Here is a 15,325-nt window from a genome sequence, read left to right on the forward strand (position 1 = left end):
TTCTGGGTTTAGCTGATTAACTGCTGGACAATTCGGCTGCCGAAGTAGGCCAGTGTCAGAATGACTGCACCCGCAACGTTAAACCAGACGACGCGGCGTCCACGCCATCCTTCATGATAATGTCCCCACAGCAGCACAATATAGACAAACCACGCCACGATAGAGAGCACAGCCTTGTCGATATTTTCCATGCTAAATAGGTTGTGCATGTAGAACAGGCCAGTGCAAAGCGTGAGCGTTAGCAGCACCACGCCAATCTGCGTGATGTGGAACATTTTACGCTCGATACTCATCAATGGCGGCATTTCCTGGTTAAACGCCAGCTTCTTGTTCTTCAGTTGGTAATCAATCCACGCCAGTTGCAGCGCGTACAGGGCGGCGATAATTAGCGTGGCATAGGAAAAGAGCGATAAGCCAATGTGCACCAGCATCCCAGGCGTTGCTTCCAGATGGGTGATGTATTCATTGGGCATGAAGGTCGCCAGCGCCAGGTTGATAAGCGCAAAGGCATAGACAATGGGTAGCAGCAACCAGCCACGATTGCGAGAAGCCACAATGGTCATTACCGTACAGATCATCAAACTGACCAATGAACCAACGTTCAGCAGGCTGAGGTTTTGTCCGCTATCACCGTCGGGCAGGATGCGGGCTTCCAGAGCGATTGCGTGGCAGACCAGCGCAATGACCGCAGAAATAATAGCCATGCGCCGCCAGCCGCCGTTTTTTTGCAGCAGACCGGGAACAATCAGCGCAAGACTGACGGAGTAGGCGACAAGCGCGAGCAGAGCAAAAACGGGCATAGTGATGTCGACAGTTTGAGCAATAAGAAAGAGAAGCAGTATAGCGTCAGGTGAACGCTGCTCCAACCGTTGCATAACAACAAAGACGCCTTCATGTTATACTGCGGCAAAATACTGATGATGTGTCGCGATTGCGGCCAACCGTTTCCACCCCAGGCGAGAGACAATGTTTGATAATTTAACCGATCGTTTGTCGCGCACGCTGCGCAATATCAGTGGCCGTGGACGCCTCACTGAAGACAACGTAAAAGATACGCTGCGCGAAGTGCGCATGGCGCTGCTGGAGGCGGATGTCGCTCTGCCGGTAGTGCGTGAGTTTATCAATCGCGTAAAAGAGAAAGCGGTTGGTCATGAAGTTAATAAGAGCCTGACGCCGGGGCAGGAGTTCGTCAAAATCGTCCGTAACGAACTGGTTGCGGCGATGGGCGAAGAGAACCAGACCCTGAACCTGGCGGCGCAACCGCCTGCGGTCGTGCTGATGGCGGGCCTGCAAGGTGCCGGTAAAACAACCAGCGTTGGTAAACTCGGTAAGTTCCTGCGCGAGAAGCACAAGAAGAAAGTGCTGGTGGTTTCTGCCGACGTTTATCGCCCGGCGGCAATCAAACAGCTTGAGACGCTGGCAGAGCAGGTGGGCGTTGATTTCTTCCCTTCTGATGTTGGTCAGAAGCCGGTAGATATCGTTAACGCGGCGCTGAAAGAAGCCAAACTGAAATTCTACGACGTGCTGCTGGTGGATACCGCTGGTCGTCTGCACGTTGACGAAGCGATGATGGACGAGATCAAACAAGTCCATGCGTCGATTAACCCGGTTGAAACCCTGTTTGTGGTTGACGCCATGACCGGTCAGGATGCGGCCAATACGGCAAAAGCATTCAATGAAGCGTTACCGCTTACCGGCGTAGTGTTGACCAAAGTGGACGGCGATGCCCGCGGCGGTGCGGCGCTCTCTATTCGTCACATCACTGGCAAACCGATCAAGTTTCTCGGTGTTGGCGAGAAAACTGAGGCGCTGGAGCCGTTCCATCCGGACCGCATCGCGTCGCGTATTCTCGGCATGGGCGACGTACTGTCGCTGATCGAAGATATCGAAAGCAAAGTTGACCGCGCGCAGGCAGAGAAATTAGCCAGCAAGCTGAAAAAAGGCGACGGCTTCGATCTCAACGATTTTCTTGAGCAACTGCGCCAGATGAAAAATATGGGCGGCATGGCTAGCCTGATGGGCAAGCTGCCGGGCATGGGGCAGATCCCGGATAATGTTAAGTCGCAGATGGACGATAAAGTGCTGGTGCGTATGGAAGCCATCATCAACTCGATGACGATGAAAGAGCGCGCTAAGCCAGAAATCATCAAAGGTTCGCGTAAGCGTCGTATCGCTGCCGGTTGCGGTATGCAGGTGCAGGACGTGAACCGCCTTCTGAAGCAGTTCGACGACATGCAGCGCATGATGAAGAAAATGAAGAAAGGCGGAATGGCGAAGATGATGAGAAGCATGAAGGGGATGATGCCGCCGGGATTTCCTGGTCGCTAAATGACCTTATGCGACAGAGTTATTAACTGCTGATTGCATTTTCTCCAGAAATCAGTAAAATTTTCGGGCTTTTAATATGACACCGGACTCCGTTCCTCGATGGGGTCCGGTTGTTTTATTCACACAAGAGGATGTTATGGTAACTATTCGTTTAGCACGTCACGGCGCTAAAAAGCGTCCGTTCTACCAGGTTGTTGTCGCTGACAGCCGTAATGCACGCAACGGTCGCTTCATCGAGCGCGTTGGTTTCTTCAACCCAATCGCTAGCGAAAAAGAAGAAGGCACTCGCCTGGATCTGGATCGCATCGCTCACTGGGTTGGCCAGGGCGCAACTATTTCTGATCGCGTTGCTGCGCTGATCAAAGAAGTAAACAAAGCAGCTTAATCTGTCACGGTGGTCATGATGAGCAAACAACTCACCGCGCAAGCACCTGTTGATCCCATCGTTTTGGGGAAAATGGGTTCGTCTTACGGTATTCGTGGGTGGCTCAGAGTGTTTTCTTCCACCGAAGACGCCGAAAGCATTTTTGACTATCAGCCCTGGTTTATCCAGAAGGCGGGTCAGTGGCAGCAAGTCCAGCTGGAAAGCTGGAAGCACCACAATCAGGACATGATCATCAAGCTGAAAGGCGTTGACGATCGTGATGCGGCGAACCTGCTGACGAATTGTGAAATTGTCGTGGATTCATCGCAGCTGCCTCAGCTTGAAGAGGGGGACTACTACTGGAAAGACCTGATGGGCTGCCAGGTAGTAACCACTGAAGGCTACGATCTCGGTAAAGTCGTCGATATGATGGAAACCGGATCTAATGACGTTCTCGTCATTAAGGCAAACCTGAAAGATGCGTTTGGTATCAAGGAACGTCTCGTACCGTTCCTCGATGGGCAGGTTATCAAGAAAGTCGATCTCACTACTCGTTCAATCGAAGTAGATTGGGATCCTGGTTTTTAAACCACCGGATAAACGGTAAAAGACGGCGCTATGTGGATTGGCATAATTAGCCTGTTTCCTGAAATGTTCCGCGCAATTACCGATTACGGGGTAACTGGCCGGGCAGTTAAAAATGGCCTGCTGAGCATCCAGAGTTGGAGTCCTCGCGACTTCACGCATGACCGGCACCGTACCGTGGACGATCGTCCTTACGGCGGCGGACCGGGGATGTTAATGATGGTGCAACCCTTGCGGGACGCCATTCATGCAGCAAAAGCCGCGGCGGGTGAAGGCGCAAAGGTGATTTATCTGTCACCACAGGGACGCAAGCTTGATCAAGCGGGCGTCAGCGAACTGGCAACGAATCAAAAATTGATTCTGGTGTGCGGTCGCTACGAAGGTATAGATGAGCGCGTGATCCAAACCGAAATTGACGAAGAATGGTCAATCGGCGATTACGTTCTCAGTGGTGGTGAGTTACCAGCAATGACGCTGATTGACTCCGTTTCCCGGTTTATTCCGGGAGTACTGGGACATGAAGCCTCGGCAACGGAAGATTCCTTTGCTGAAGGATTGCTGGATTGCCCGCACTATACGCGGCCTGAGGTGTTAGAAGGGATGGAAGTTCCGCCAGTGTTACTGTCGGGCAACCATGCCGAGATACGTCGCTGGCGTTTGAAACAGTCGCTGGGCCGTACCTGGCTTAGAAGACCTGAACTTCTGGAAAACCTGGCTCTGACTGAAGAGCAAGCAAGGTTGCTGGCGGAGTTCAAAACGGAACACGCACAACAGCAACATAAACATGATGGGATGGCGTAAGCCCCCGAGATATCAGTTTACCCAGGATAAGAGATTAAATTATGAGCAACATTATTAAGCAACTTGAACAAGAGCAGATGAAGCAGGACGTACCTTCCTTCCGTCCGGGTGATACCGTGGAAGTGAAAGTATGGGTTGTTGAAGGTTCCAAAAAACGTCTGCAGGCATTCGAGGGCGTGGTTATCGCTATTCGTAACCGCGGTCTGCACTCTGCATTCACTGTTCGTAAAATTTCCAACGGCGAAGGCGTTGAGCGTGTCTTCCAGACTCACTCTCCGGTAGTTGACAGCATTTCTGTCAAACGTCGTGGTGCTGTTCGTAAAGCTAAACTGTACTACCTGCGTGAGCGTACTGGTAAGGCTGCTCGTATCAAAGAGCGTCTTAACTGATAACGTATTCGCGCTACATCCAAAGCGTGTTATGAAACAAGGGGTTAGCGAATTGCTAACCCCTTTTTTATTGGTGGTGGCGGCAAATTGGCGGCAGAGGTTGGAGTGATGGCGACAGATATAAAAAAAACTGCCGAAGCAGGTTCAAAGCCAAAGTTGCTGTTGTTGGTTTCTGATGGGGTGTGGCGGAGCAGGATCAACAGTACCCGGTTTCACAATGAATCTTGATAGCGTCTCAAAAGTGATAAATGTACATCCGCAATTTATGTTCTGGCACTGGTGATAACGTTCTTTTGTTTCGGTGCTAAGGTACCGGCTAGTGCGAGCATGTGCGGCGTTTTGGCATAACGGGCAGTGCATCATAATTATTTCCCCTGCTGGCGTATCTGAGGGAATAATAAACTTCAAAATTGCATTTGCAAGTTTTGGTTTGCTTTTTCACTCCTCATTTTCTTCTGAGCTGTACTCCACATCGGAGAGTTTAACCTCAAGCTCTAAGCCCGTCGTGAAACCGTTATTATTGAGGTTGTGGGTCACCTTGCTGATTAACCATGCCTGCTCGTCTATGACGCGCTTAAAGCCTGACACGCGTACAGGCGTCTCAGGAAATAAATCCGCTCGCCCTAGCGCCAGTGTGATTGAAAACTCCGCAACGCCTCGCTGCAGTTTATCCCACTTAGCCTGAGCGGCGCGCATCGCCTGTGCCTTTGAGGCATAGACCGTCGTCAGCGCCAGCACGTTATCGGCTTCACCGGCCATGTACTCACCCTCACGTGCTTCCTGTTCTTTTTTGACCTTTGTCTTTTTGCTGACCGGCTTTGCTTTTGGGTGTTCCAGTGCGCGCAGGTGCTTCTCTTTTGGCTTGCGTTTCAGCGTTACTTTCTGCTTTTGTGGCTTCGGGTCTTTGGTGTGCAACCATTTAGCAGTGACGCCGGTATAAGCCCCACGGTCGGCAATGGCAAACTGATGACGGTCACCATCACTGCGGGTCAGCGTCATTTGCGGGACGGGTTTGCCGCTGGCCGTCATCGCACTACCGGCTTTCAGAAACAACAGTTTCCCTGCCTTCACCGATACCGTTGCCCCGTTGCGGTCAGCCAGTCGACTCAAAAATACCGCGTCGGATTCCTGCGACTGGTCGATATGCGGTACCGGGATTTTTTTCAGCGATTCCGCAATGCTGGCCGTCAGTTTGTTGCGCTTTGCGATGGTACTGACCAGTTCGCCGATGGTGGTGTCGTGCCATGACTCTTCACGCCTGGAATTTAGCGTGCCGCGAAAGTCCGCGCTGCGCGCCCGGATGGTCAGGGTATCAGGAGCCCCCCGGTGCTCAATCTCATCGACCGTAAAATCCCCCTTATTCAGCAGCGCCGAACCCTGCCAGCCAAGCCACAACGTCAGCACTGCCCCGCGCAGGGGTAACTCGACTTTCCCATCGGTGTCATCGAGCTCAATGTCGAGCTGGTCAGCTTCAAAGCCCCTATTGTCCGTCATGGTGAGAGAAATCAGCCGGTCGCTGAAGTTACTGGTAATGTCCTGACTGTTCAGCGTCAGCATAAAAGCCGGTGCAAGGCTGGCACCGGCGTCAATTGCCATCCCCGTTATCATGCAGTGAAACCTCCGGGCATACCCTGCAGTTTATCTGTCAAATTACCGGCAGAGCCGAGAAGCTCACTGGCCTGTTTATTCAGGTCACCAAACATCTCTGTCAGCGATTCATCAACCCGTTTTAGCGAAAGCGTGAAATCAATCTTTCTGGCCGCACCATCACTGAAAAACTCGGTGCGTGTAGTCGATACTTTATCGACGATATACATCCCGAGGATATTTCCGGTTCCCTCTATCAACGGCCACGCTCTGCCTTCATTGGCCATCACCTCTACAGCCTTAAGTGAGATCCAACCGCCAGTGATAGCGGGGTATAGCGTACCAGCAAGCTGTATAGAGGTTTCCCCCTCGCCAAGAAACTGATAGGCAGGTGGTTTACCCACCCGGTCATTGGACACCCAGCGATAATCTTTCGAATGCTGCATCGACTGGTAAGGCAGGGTGCGAAGTTCAAACACAAACATTCCGAGAGCAAGCATCATCGTTTAATCCCCCTCAATAGTCGTGGGTCATGTTGGCACGCTGGCGGGCGCGTTTATCGCGCTCAATCTGTTCGAGCGTGTCGCGTAGTTGTCTGTCAAGCTGATGCCCCGGCGCAACACCTCCCGGCAGATTGATGTTGTATTCGCTTTTGCTCTGGTCAATGTAAGAGCGCCCCGCCGGTGCGGTAACTGGCTGATAAGCCTGATAGCCGCCATATGTGCTGGTTGCCGGGATGTAGGAATTACCCTGTGTGGCGGCATTGGTTTTGGCGGCGGTCTGGTCGAGGCTGTCCGACTCTTTGTTGATGATGCCGAGCTTTTCGAGAAGCCAGTCGACACCGCTGCGCAGCTTGTTAAAAACATTGAGCGGAGCCATCAAGGCAGAGGCCAGTGCCTGACCAAATATGACGCCGACATTTTTGCAGCTATCAAGCGTTTCCTGCGTGGCCTTAACCGGTGCTATCAGGTCTTTAAACCACTGCCAGACGCCGCGCAGTTTCTCGCCGAGACCATCAAAAATGGGAGCCAGTGGAGCGAACATTTCCCCGACTGGGGCAAAGGCACTCATGATGCCCTCAATCACTCCCGAGAAAAATGCGCTGATGGGCTCCCAATATTTACGGATGAGTAGCGCCCCCGCCACAATCGCCGCACCGACGGCCACTATCGGCCAGGTAATCGCACCGAGCGCTGTCGCAATGGCACTACCGACGACAGTAAAGACCGTACCCAGCACGCCAGCAGCGGCGATAATGGCATTAATCCCCATGACAACCGGCCACGCAACGAGACCAATGCCGCCGATGATACCAATCAGCGCCAGCGCACCACCGGCGATGATGCCGATAGTTTCCGCTAACTCCTTGTTGTCTTTGATCCAGTCATCAAGCTTTAGCACATACCGTGTTGCTGTCTGAGTTAGCTGACGCAATGAGCTATCTTGCTGGTCGTAGAGGTCGGTACCGACGGCCTCATAAGCGGATTGAAACTCTTTGAAGTCGCCACCTAAGTTATCCTGCATGACCTTAACCAATTCCTCGGTTTTACCGTCAGAATCCTTAATTATCTTGGTCAGTTCATCCAGTTTTCCACTGGCCGCTGCGGCCATTAACACACTTGCAGCGGAACTGGCTTCCTCGCCGAATATCGTTTTCATATACTCGGCTTTTTGACCTGTACCGAGGTTGTTGCGCTTAAAGCTGGCTTGTATTTCTTTCAGGATGGTAAAGATTGGCCGTGTATTGCCTTTTTTATCCATCGTCTTAACGCCAAGCTCTTTAATGGCATCATAGGCTTTGCCAGTTGGAGCCTGCAGTCGACTTAAAACAGCTCGGCTACCGGTTCCTGCCATCGAACCTATGATTTTTGCATCGTGTAACGCACCCAGCATCGCGGCGGTTTCTTCTAGGCTGACACCGGCATCTTTGGCAACTGGACCAACATATGTAAGTGAGTCGTTTAATCCCTCAAATGATGCCTGTGTTTTATTTATCGCCATCGATATGACATCTGCTATATGCGATGCCTTGTCATCTGCGAGCCCGAATGCCGATTTGGTGCCAATAAGCAAAGCGGCGTTTTCCTCCATAGTTTTTTTATTTGCCAGCGACATATTCAGAATGGCCGGTGTTTGCGCCACTATGCCGTCTTTATCTGCGCCAGATTTGGCTACGATAATCTGCGCGGCGGCGGCATCATCTGCTGAGGCCGCTGAGTTATCGCCGAGCTGACGCGCCTGTTTGCGTAGAGCCTGCATTTCTGGAGACTGCTTATCGACCCCAAGCACGGCCTGCAGCTCGGAGTTTTTTTGCGCAAAGTCATAACCGGGCATCAGCAATTTAACCCCGGCCATCGTTCCCGCTGTCGCAATACCGACCCCGGCAGCACCTGCAGCGGCCATGTTACCGGCAAGCTCCTTACCCGATTTATATCGCTCTTTCACTCGGTTTAGGTGCGCCTGCTGTGCGCTGACCTTCTCCAATGCTTCACGCTGCCGGTTGAGCTGCGCCGTCGTCTCGCTGATGCGTGTTTTAAGCCCCCGCTCATCGTTTGCCAGATTGCGGGTATTGATACCGGCGGCACCCAGCTCGCGTTGTTGGCGTTTAACTGACTCGGTGAGGCTGTTGTATTTAACCTGCAGCCCCTCGGCGGCACGTTTTGCGGATTCGAGCACCTGTGCCTGCGCTCGCGTCGGGCGCTCAGTATTTTTGAATTGCGTTGCAAGCGCTTCAGCCTCGCGCTTTGCCTTCTCCAGCGACTGGCCGGTTACGGCCAGTTGAGCGCTGGTTTTGCGAAAGCCGTCGATTTTCGCGGCCTGCCCGTTCAGGTCACGCAGCCCTTTTTGTGTGTCGCGAATATCGCCCGACAGGGTTTTACTCGCGGTCTGGATGGATTTAAGCGGTCGGGTCGCCTGGTCGACCGCTTTCAGCAAAACCTCAAGTCTCAGGTTATTACTCATTGTGGTGTCCGCTACGCTGCAGCGCCTTTTCGCGCCATGTGATGAGCTCGGTCAGGCTCAGGGAATAGAGCTCTGATAGCGGCCAGTGGAATATCACCGCGATATCCGCCATCAGGTCATCGGTCGACAGGTCGGGCGGGAAATCTACTCCGCCGAAGCCGGTGACAAAAAACCAATCACCTTAGCGGCCAGCGACAGCATATCGGGCAGGTTCATTGCGGTAAGCTCCTGCGCCGTAAGCGCGGGGTAGGTCATGCGTGGCAATACCTTAATCAGCGCATCGACTTCGGACTGCGCCACCGCTGCCAGACTGACACCGCGCAGGGTACCGGCGTTCGGCTCAATCAGTGTGACTTTATCAATCGTCTGACCGGCGCGCTTAATCGGCTTGTCGAGGGTCACGACGTTCGGGTTTACGGTGTCAGTTTCATTGCCAGCCATATCAACAAATTCAGCGGTTTTACGTGGTGCTTTTGCCATGATGTTTTTCTCTGCTCTGAATGGGGATTAATAACAGGCCAGCAGTGCTGACCGGTTAGGGAATTACAGCCCGATTGCGCGGCGGTGCTGTTCCAGACGGTCGACGCCGTTCACCTTCTCAACCATGTTGACGGTATCGATTTCGATGACGTCGCTACCATCAATCGTGAGGCGGTAATAGGTGCATACGGTCGACAGTTTGGTCGAGGTGTTTTCACCCTGCTTATTCTCGCCGCCGTCGATTTCTTTATGACGGCCACGCATGACCACCTCGACCGCCACGATTTCGCCAGTGTCGTCACGTTGGTAAGAGCCAGCAAAACGCAACGGCACAGCGTCAGCACCCGGCGCGGCGTACTGCGCCCACAGCGCCACATCAGGCAGGCCACCGACAGACCATTCGACGGTGAGCGCATCATCGTCGAGACCAAGGTCAATCGCCGCCGCGCCATTCATGCCGCCGCCGCGATAGTTTTCGAGCTTGCGGGTCAGCTTCGGCAGCGTCACGGATTCAACAACGCCCATGTAGCTAAGGCCGTCATTGAACATGTTCAGATATTTAAGTTTGCGGGGTAGTGCCATGTTGTTTCAGGCTCCTTAGCTGTTGACCGATTCGGCCAGATTCACCAGATATTTATCGGTGATACGCTGGCGCAGGGTCAGGCTTTCCAGTGGTGGAACCGGTGTATAGTCGTAGTCGATATACAGTTTCCCGGCCTTGAGGGTTTCCTTATCGTTCGATTCCTCGTCGAACCAGCATTCACCGTCCACGATGTAGCCGTTTGATTTCAGCTCGCGGAATTTGGCGTTAATGCCGTCGACAATGTCACGGATAAGTGATGCGGTGATGGGCTTATCGACCGCCCACATGTGCGCCTCGGCCATCGTGTCGGCCAGCACCTGCGCGGTGCGGGTGTAGTTCTCAAACAGGAAAAGCTGGTCATCAGAGCAGGTGCGGTTACCCCAAAAGCGGAAGCCATCCTTACGCACCAGTGTCGTGACCCCGGCCTCGTTGAGCAGATCAGCATCGGTGCCGGATGCCTGCAAATCCCAAAACACTGACGCACTGATGCCGGTAACACCCTGCACGCCGACGTTAGACAGGGTTTTGTGCCAGCCGACGGTCTGGTCGATATAGGCACGCAGGCCGAGTGCGCGCGCAGTTGCGTATGCCGGTGCGGTGGCGTTTGTGGTGGTATCCCATGCAAGGAAATCAGGCCAGATGACCATCAGCTCGCGCTGGCTGAAATTCTCGCGATAGGCCATCGCCTCGGAAATGGTTTTACAACCCCATGCGCTGATATAGCCAAAGGCGCGCAGGCTGATACAGACCGAAGCAAGTGCGACTGCGACCTCTTTGGTATCGAGACCCGGCACGCCGAGAATGCGCGGCTTAACGCCGGTGACTGCTTCGGCAGTCAACAGCGCCTTGATGCCGGTATATTTACCGTTCTCATCCGTGCCGCCGATGATATTGGAAATGGTCTGCGCTTCGGCGTCTTCTCCGGTATCTTCGGCAACACGCACGACAACTGTGACAGGTTTTGACTGGTCGGCGATGGCCTGCAGGGACGCGGCCAGCGTGCCTTTTTTACCGGCTTTCGCAATGGCGCTTTGCACATTGGTAATCAGTACCGGCTCGTTGAGGGGAAAGGTTGCCGCATCTGCATCGCTGGCTGTACAGACCATGCCGACGATTGCGGTTGCAACAGTGGAAATGACGCGGGTGCCGTCGTTAATCTCAAGCACCTGCACGCCGTGGTGAAAATCACTCATCCGGTTAACTCCGTGGTTAGTGGGCAAGTGTTATTGTCCTGGCTGGTCTGTTGAGGGGCTATTTGTCAGTGTTGGGCGATGTCTGACACATTGAGACATCAGCAACGGATGCGGGAAATTTTTTGTATAGCGTTGAGATACCCGAGGCGATCCAGTTTCCAGACCACAAGCGTATCGCCCTCTGACAAGGTTCTGAGTAACCTCTTTAGCCCGGCCAGTCTGATGTTTTGCCGCTGATTTTATCTTCGAAAATCAGCTCACATCCTGCGCACTCCAGTTCATTTCGCTGTAATGCGGTGTTCTGGTCATTTGTTGATACACGTACATAACCGATAAACATGAGAAATAACCCGGTAAAAAGTCGGGATCATGCCAGCTGAACGGAATATCTGCGTTTTCTAAAAGGTTGGTTTGGGAGAAGCGGCAAAACGGAATGTAGGTAACGGGCAAAACCAAATTCCGGATATGGCGGCGTTTGCCAGTTCACTTTCATCAACTGGTTTTCAAAAACTCCCTTCAGGTCTGATTATTCAGTGGGGTATTGTCAATGGAGCATCAAACTATACGGTGACTTACCCGGTAACATTCCCAAATCGTTCACTTGCGCTGTTGGCTGTGCCACATACAACGTCGGTGGCTGGTATATCTGCAATGGGCATAGCGAACTGTTCTGATATCAGCAAATCACAGTTCTATATAATTGTTGGCGGTATATCTCAGGGAGAAATTGTCAAATATGAAAGGTCCTGTTTTTGGGTAGCAATCGGTGTATAGGTATATCTATGATTTATTTCTCAAAATCGACTAATGGTTTTTTCTTTGATGGTATAAACAGCGACATGCCTGCTGACATTGTTGAGATAAGTACAGACTTATACAATGAATTAATTGCCGGACAGCAGGAAGGGGGTAAATTAATCACGTCAGATGAAAATGGTTTACCGGTACTGAAATCTCCGGCGATTGATTATGTCGCACGTGCTGAAAATCAGCGAATGCAGTTACTTGCTCATGCCGATAATGTCACAGCTGACTGGCGGGTGGAATTAATGCTTGGTGATATCAGCAGTACAGATAAAGAAAAACTATCTGCCTGGATGGACTACAAAAAAGAAGTAAAAGCCGTCGACACTTCGACGGCTCCTGAGATTAGCTGGCCTGAGTTACCGGAGGTGTAGGCCATTCAATATCTGGCGCACCGGAAGTATCGACCAGTTCCAGTGCGTCCAGGTAATCCAGCCACAAATTATATTGTGCCAGTTCCTCACCTTTCAGCCGGCCAATAGCCGCTTTACCAGGCCATTGTTTACTGTTCATATAATCGTTGGCCTGTTCAATAAGTATATTTTTCATTCCCTCCGCTTCAGCTATTTCCTGTTCCTGTGTCTTCGCTGGATATTCAGTAAGTACAGGGTAGTTATCCGGGCTATTGATAATAATTTTCCCCGTACTCTGACCATTCATAAGTTCATAATAAAGAGCATCTTCAATATCGAAAGCATCATCGGGAATATCGCTGTTGTTTTCAGAGAAAAACCCCTGAACAGATGGGGACCATTTCATTTTCATAATTTCCCAATTCCTAAAATATGGACATCATCAGCCTTACGGGCATTCCAGGTGACAATTACATCGGTAGAGTGACGATTAACTGAGATTGCGTATGCTTCGTTAGTCGAGCCAGAAACTTTTGTGGCAAACACAGCAAACAGGACACCAAATGACTGGGGCCATTTATAGCCTGACAGCTGATAATTACCATTATTCAGTGTTACAGCTTTGGCTGCTGCACTTGATGGAATCGTCAGCCACTGGAGTATCAACCCTCCTGGCAAAAGTTGTTTTCCGTAAAAATCCCTCACCCCACTAAATGAAACCATGTCCGGTATCTGATTTTCCCCTGTGCCCACATTCCGTTTTGCCGCTTCTCCCAAACCAAGGTTTTTAAGAACGTCGCCGGCCAGTCCCGCGTCAACCATTTCTTTCAGAGCATTAGCGATTAACGGGTACTGCTTGTGTGGATTGGCGGCCTCAACATGTTTTTTCATCAGGTCATCAGCATATCCTTTCACCTCGATAATCTTGCCGTCGACATACTGGCGCGTTGCCAGCACGACTGCCGGGTCGATTTTCAGGGTGATTGCCGATGTGCTCGACACAATCAGAATCATGCGAATGGTCTGCGTGCACCGCTTCCCTCCTGCAGTTGTGGCTTGTAGGTCTCCGGACAGTTCGCCACGGCAATCAGAATACCATCATCGTCATAGAGACCAATCTCGCGGATCCAGAAACCACCTTCATTCTCGGGAATAATCTGTTCCGCGATAATCTGACTGGTATTGGCCGGGTCAACGGTCAGCAGGTTCAGCGGCGCGATGCGTTTCTGGTTAATGAGCTTCGTCTGCGCCGTATCAGGGGTCGGCAACGTACCATTCGCATCACCGACGGCCATCTGCGTCAGGTTGAGTTTGGTACCGAGTGCCGCCGCGTTCGCCAGCCGCGCCGCGCCCTGATTGGTCAGAATGGCAAAATATTTTGCGGTCATGCGTTCACTCTCAGGTTATCAATCAAATGGATGGCCGAGGCCGGGTAATATTCACCGCCGACGACAATCTCCTCGGGGGTGTAGGGGTAAACAGTCAGCGCGTCGCCGTGATAGCATCCCGCGCCGACATACAGTTCGCCGGTCGAGCTCAGACTGATAGCCAGCCCGGTCAGGTGGCGACTTGCCGGTTTGGCGTCTTCAATCAGGCGCTCAAGCTCCTGATACATTTCGTCAGTAATGCCGCTATCGAGCACGCCGACAACGAGGCGGAATGTGCCTGGCTCCTCGTTGAGCTGCCACCACTCGCGCACTTCAATCAGAAAGCCGAGCGGCTCAACCACCCGACGCAATGCGCTGATGGTGCCTTTGTGCTGATGGACGAAAAACGAGGACGCGCAGACGCTACGCTTTGTCGCCTCCGGCCATTTCTCATCCCACCTGTCGACCGACAGCGCCCAGGCCAGATACGGCAGCAGTTTTACCGGGCAGGTGCGCCAGTTCCACAGAGTGCGCAGCGGTACCGGCACACGCTGAATCTCAGAGAGCGCGGCAGCGGCGGCAACCTCCAGCGGCGACGAGCCAACGGGTAATAGCCGGTCACTCATCCGAGCCCCCGATAGTTATCTGGTACTCAGTACAATTCGACGCCTGCGACTTACTCAGCACAATGTCGGCCTGCGGTGATGCCAGTTCGACACGCTGCACCCCCTCAACATGCAGCGCCGCGTAAATGGCCGACAGACGGATATCACGCCCGAGGCGGTGCTGCGCGCTGATGTAACTCTGCAGCTTTTGTTCTGATGCCTGCCTGATGGGCTCAGACTCGGGGCCGGGGTAAACGTAGAGCGTCGCGTCAATCTGGTACGGCACAATCTCGGCTGACTGGACGGTCACCCGGTCAGCCACCGGGCGCACATCTTCGGCATTCAGCGCTTTATCAACAATCGCCAGTAAATCAGGGCTGGCGGTGCCGTCGCCCTCACGTGATAGCACAGTAATCGTCACGCAGGCTGGCGACGGACTGGCGACCGAAACGTCAGCGACCCGCCCGTCGGCACTGCGACCATGATACTCATATGCTCCGACCGGCCCCGCCACACTCAAGCCCTCAAACGCTTGTTGCGTGCGCAGTCGCAGGTCAGTATCTGATTCCATAACGGCAGGCGTCGGCGGGATGGTAGTGTCATCCGCCGGGGTGATGGTCAGGCGCTCGGTATTGTTGTTCCCGGCCACGACGTCGAGATCGTTACCGGCAGAATAGGCCAGCGTTACCGCCTGCGCGGCTTCGTTCACCCGCTGACGCCAGATAATTTCACGGTAGGCGTTTTCCTGCAGCAGCTTAACAATCGGCTCTGACTCAAGTGCGAGCGTCCGGGCAATGGCCTCCTGCTGGTCTTCGGGATAGAGCGAAATCAGTATCGCTTTGCGTTCCGCAAGGATGGTTTCATAGTCCAGTTCCTCAACTACATCGGGAACGGGTAACTGACTCAGGTCAACGGTTGCCATAGT

Annotated in this window: 19 protein-coding genes and 2 pseudogenes; 7 read left to right on the forward strand and 14 right to left on the reverse strand. The window is 52.8% G+C overall.

All coding sequences use genetic code 11. From position 1 onward, the window contains the following. Positions 1 to 8 precede the first annotated feature (8 nt). Positions 9 to 800 (reverse strand): inner membrane protein YpjD, encoded by a 792-nt coding sequence (locus tag HGD79_RS21545; RefSeq protein ID WP_001338897.1) that lies wholly within the window; start codon positions 798 to 800, stop codon positions 9 to 11. A gap of 166 nt (positions 801 to 966) precedes the next feature. Here HGD79_RS21545 and ffh point away from each other — a divergent pair, with 166 nt between their 5' ends. The 5 genes from ffh (at position 967) to rplS (ending at position 4,467) form a co-directional block, all read left to right on the forward strand. Next, a complete protein-coding gene (gene ffh, locus HGD79_RS21550; RefSeq protein ID WP_000460035.1) occupies positions 967 to 2,328 on the forward strand; it encodes a signal recognition particle protein in 1,362 nt (453 codons plus the stop codon). A gap of 136 nt (positions 2,329 to 2,464) precedes the next feature. Then, positions 2,465 to 2,713 (forward strand): 30S ribosomal protein S16, encoded by a 249-nt coding sequence (gene rpsP / locus HGD79_RS21555; protein ID WP_000256450.1) that lies wholly within the window; start codon positions 2,465 to 2,467, stop codon positions 2,711 to 2,713. Positions 2,714 to 2,731: 18 nt separating this feature from the next. Next, positions 2,732 to 3,280 (forward strand): ribosome maturation factor RimM, encoded by a 549-nt coding sequence (gene rimM, locus HGD79_RS21560; protein WP_000043335.1) that lies wholly within the window; start codon positions 2,732 to 2,734, stop codon positions 3,278 to 3,280. A gap of 30 nt (positions 3,281 to 3,310) precedes the next feature. Continuing rightward, positions 3,311 to 4,078, forward strand: a complete 768-nt coding sequence (gene trmD / locus HGD79_RS21565) for a tRNA (guanosine(37)-N1)-methyltransferase TrmD (protein ID WP_000264777.1) — start codon at positions 3,311 to 3,313, stop codon at positions 4,076 to 4,078. Between the two features lie 41 nt (positions 4,079 to 4,119). Then, positions 4,120 to 4,467 carry a 50S ribosomal protein L19 gene (gene rplS, locus HGD79_RS21570; RefSeq protein WP_000065253.1) on the forward strand — a complete coding sequence of 116 codons (348 nt, stop codon included), beginning with the start codon at positions 4,120 to 4,122 and terminating at the stop codon, positions 4,465 to 4,467. Positions 4,468 to 4,611: 144 nt separating this feature from the next. Here the strand turns inward: rplS and HGD79_RS21575 are convergent, their stop codons facing one another. From HGD79_RS21575 to HGD79_RS21615, 9 genes and pseudogenes are all read right to left on the reverse strand, one after another. Further along, entirely contained in the window at positions 4,612 to 4,830 is a 219-nt protein-coding gene (locus HGD79_RS21575; RefSeq protein ID WP_000972010.1) for a DNA-binding transcriptional regulator, read from the reverse strand. 75 nt (positions 4,831 to 4,905) lie between these two features. After that, a complete protein-coding gene (locus HGD79_RS21580) occupies positions 4,906 to 6,075 on the reverse strand; it encodes a phage late control D family protein (protein ID WP_001580942.1) in 1,170 nt (389 codons plus the stop codon). Then, positions 6,072 to 6,557, reverse strand: a complete 486-nt coding sequence (locus HGD79_RS21585) for a phage tail protein (protein WP_001407015.1) — start codon at positions 6,555 to 6,557, stop codon at positions 6,072 to 6,074. Before HGD79_RS21585 ends, HGD79_RS21580 begins: the two co-directional genes overlap by 4 nt. 13 nt (positions 6,558 to 6,570) lie before the next feature. Further along, positions 6,571 to 9,015 (reverse strand): phage tail tape measure protein, encoded by a 2,445-nt coding sequence (locus tag HGD79_RS21590; RefSeq protein WP_073507264.1) that lies wholly within the window; start codon positions 9,013 to 9,015, stop codon positions 6,571 to 6,573. Then, complete coding sequence (locus HGD79_RS21595; protein ID WP_306174506.1) at positions 9,008 to 9,145, reverse strand: GpE family phage tail protein; 138 nt, start codon at positions 9,143 to 9,145, stop codon at positions 9,008 to 9,010. Before HGD79_RS21595 ends, HGD79_RS21590 begins: the two co-directional genes overlap by 8 nt. 14 nt (positions 9,146 to 9,159) lie before the next feature. After that, positions 9,160 to 9,495, reverse strand: coding sequence for a phage tail assembly protein (locus HGD79_RS21600; RefSeq protein WP_001029730.1), 336 nt, complete (start codon positions 9,493 to 9,495; stop codon positions 9,160 to 9,162). Between the two features lie 63 nt (positions 9,496 to 9,558). Then, on the reverse strand, positions 9,559 to 10,077 hold the full coding sequence (locus tag HGD79_RS21605; protein WP_001207675.1) for a phage major tail tube protein: 519 nt from the start codon (positions 10,075 to 10,077) through the stop codon (positions 9,559 to 9,561). A 15-nt stretch (positions 10,078 to 10,092) separates the two neighbouring features. Further along, a complete protein-coding gene (locus tag HGD79_RS21610; protein ID WP_168848500.1) occupies positions 10,093 to 11,271 on the reverse strand; it encodes a phage tail sheath protein in 1,179 nt (392 codons plus the stop codon). Between the two features lie 140 nt (positions 11,272 to 11,411). Beyond that, positions 11,412 to 11,611 (reverse strand): annotated as a pseudogene (locus HGD79_RS21615) (recombinase family protein); the annotation flags it as partial. A gap of 71 nt (positions 11,612 to 11,682) precedes the next feature. Here HGD79_RS21615 and HGD79_RS21620 point away from each other — a divergent pair. Together HGD79_RS21620 and HGD79_RS21625 are read left to right on the forward strand one after the other, a co-directional pair. Then, positions 11,683 to 12,045 carry a phage tail protein gene (locus HGD79_RS21620; RefSeq protein ID WP_137591417.1) on the forward strand — a complete coding sequence of 121 codons (363 nt, stop codon included), beginning with the start codon at positions 11,683 to 11,685 and terminating at the stop codon, positions 12,043 to 12,045. An 8-nt stretch (positions 12,046 to 12,053) separates the two neighbouring features. Next, positions 12,054 to 12,449: a tail fiber assembly protein gene (locus tag HGD79_RS21625; protein WP_000639074.1), complete on the forward strand. Its 396-nt coding sequence runs from the start codon at positions 12,054 to 12,056 to the stop codon at positions 12,447 to 12,449. Here the strand turns inward: HGD79_RS21625 and HGD79_RS21630 are convergent. The 4 genes and pseudogenes from HGD79_RS21630 to HGD79_RS21645 form a co-directional block, all read right to left on the reverse strand. Then, positions 12,421 to 12,840 (reverse strand): tail assembly chaperone, encoded by a 420-nt coding sequence (locus HGD79_RS21630; RefSeq protein ID WP_000782986.1) that lies wholly within the window; start codon positions 12,838 to 12,840, stop codon positions 12,421 to 12,423. The two genes, HGD79_RS21625 and HGD79_RS21630, sit on opposite strands and share 29 nt — an antisense overlap. Beyond that, positions 12,837 to 13,816 (reverse strand): annotated as a pseudogene (locus tag HGD79_RS21635) (phage tail protein). Before HGD79_RS21635 ends, HGD79_RS21630 begins: the two are co-directional and overlap by 4 nt. Then, positions 13,813 to 14,421: a phage tail protein I gene (locus HGD79_RS21640; protein WP_001283830.1), complete on the reverse strand. Its 609-nt coding sequence runs from the start codon at positions 14,419 to 14,421 to the stop codon at positions 13,813 to 13,815. The pseudogene HGD79_RS21635 and the gene HGD79_RS21640 overlap by 4 nt, the downstream one beginning before the upstream one ends. Further along, positions 14,414 to 15,322: a baseplate assembly protein gene (locus tag HGD79_RS21645; protein ID WP_023278485.1), complete on the reverse strand. Its 909-nt coding sequence runs from the start codon at positions 15,320 to 15,322 to the stop codon at positions 14,414 to 14,416. The genes HGD79_RS21640 and HGD79_RS21645 overlap by 8 nt, the downstream gene beginning before the upstream one ends. Positions 15,323 to 15,325: the final 3 nt, after the last annotated feature.

The sequence above is a fragment of the Escherichia sp. SCLE84 genome (assembly GCF_012584495.1).
Taxonomy (GTDB): Bacteria; Pseudomonadota; Gammaproteobacteria; order Enterobacterales; family Enterobacteriaceae; genus ECMA0423.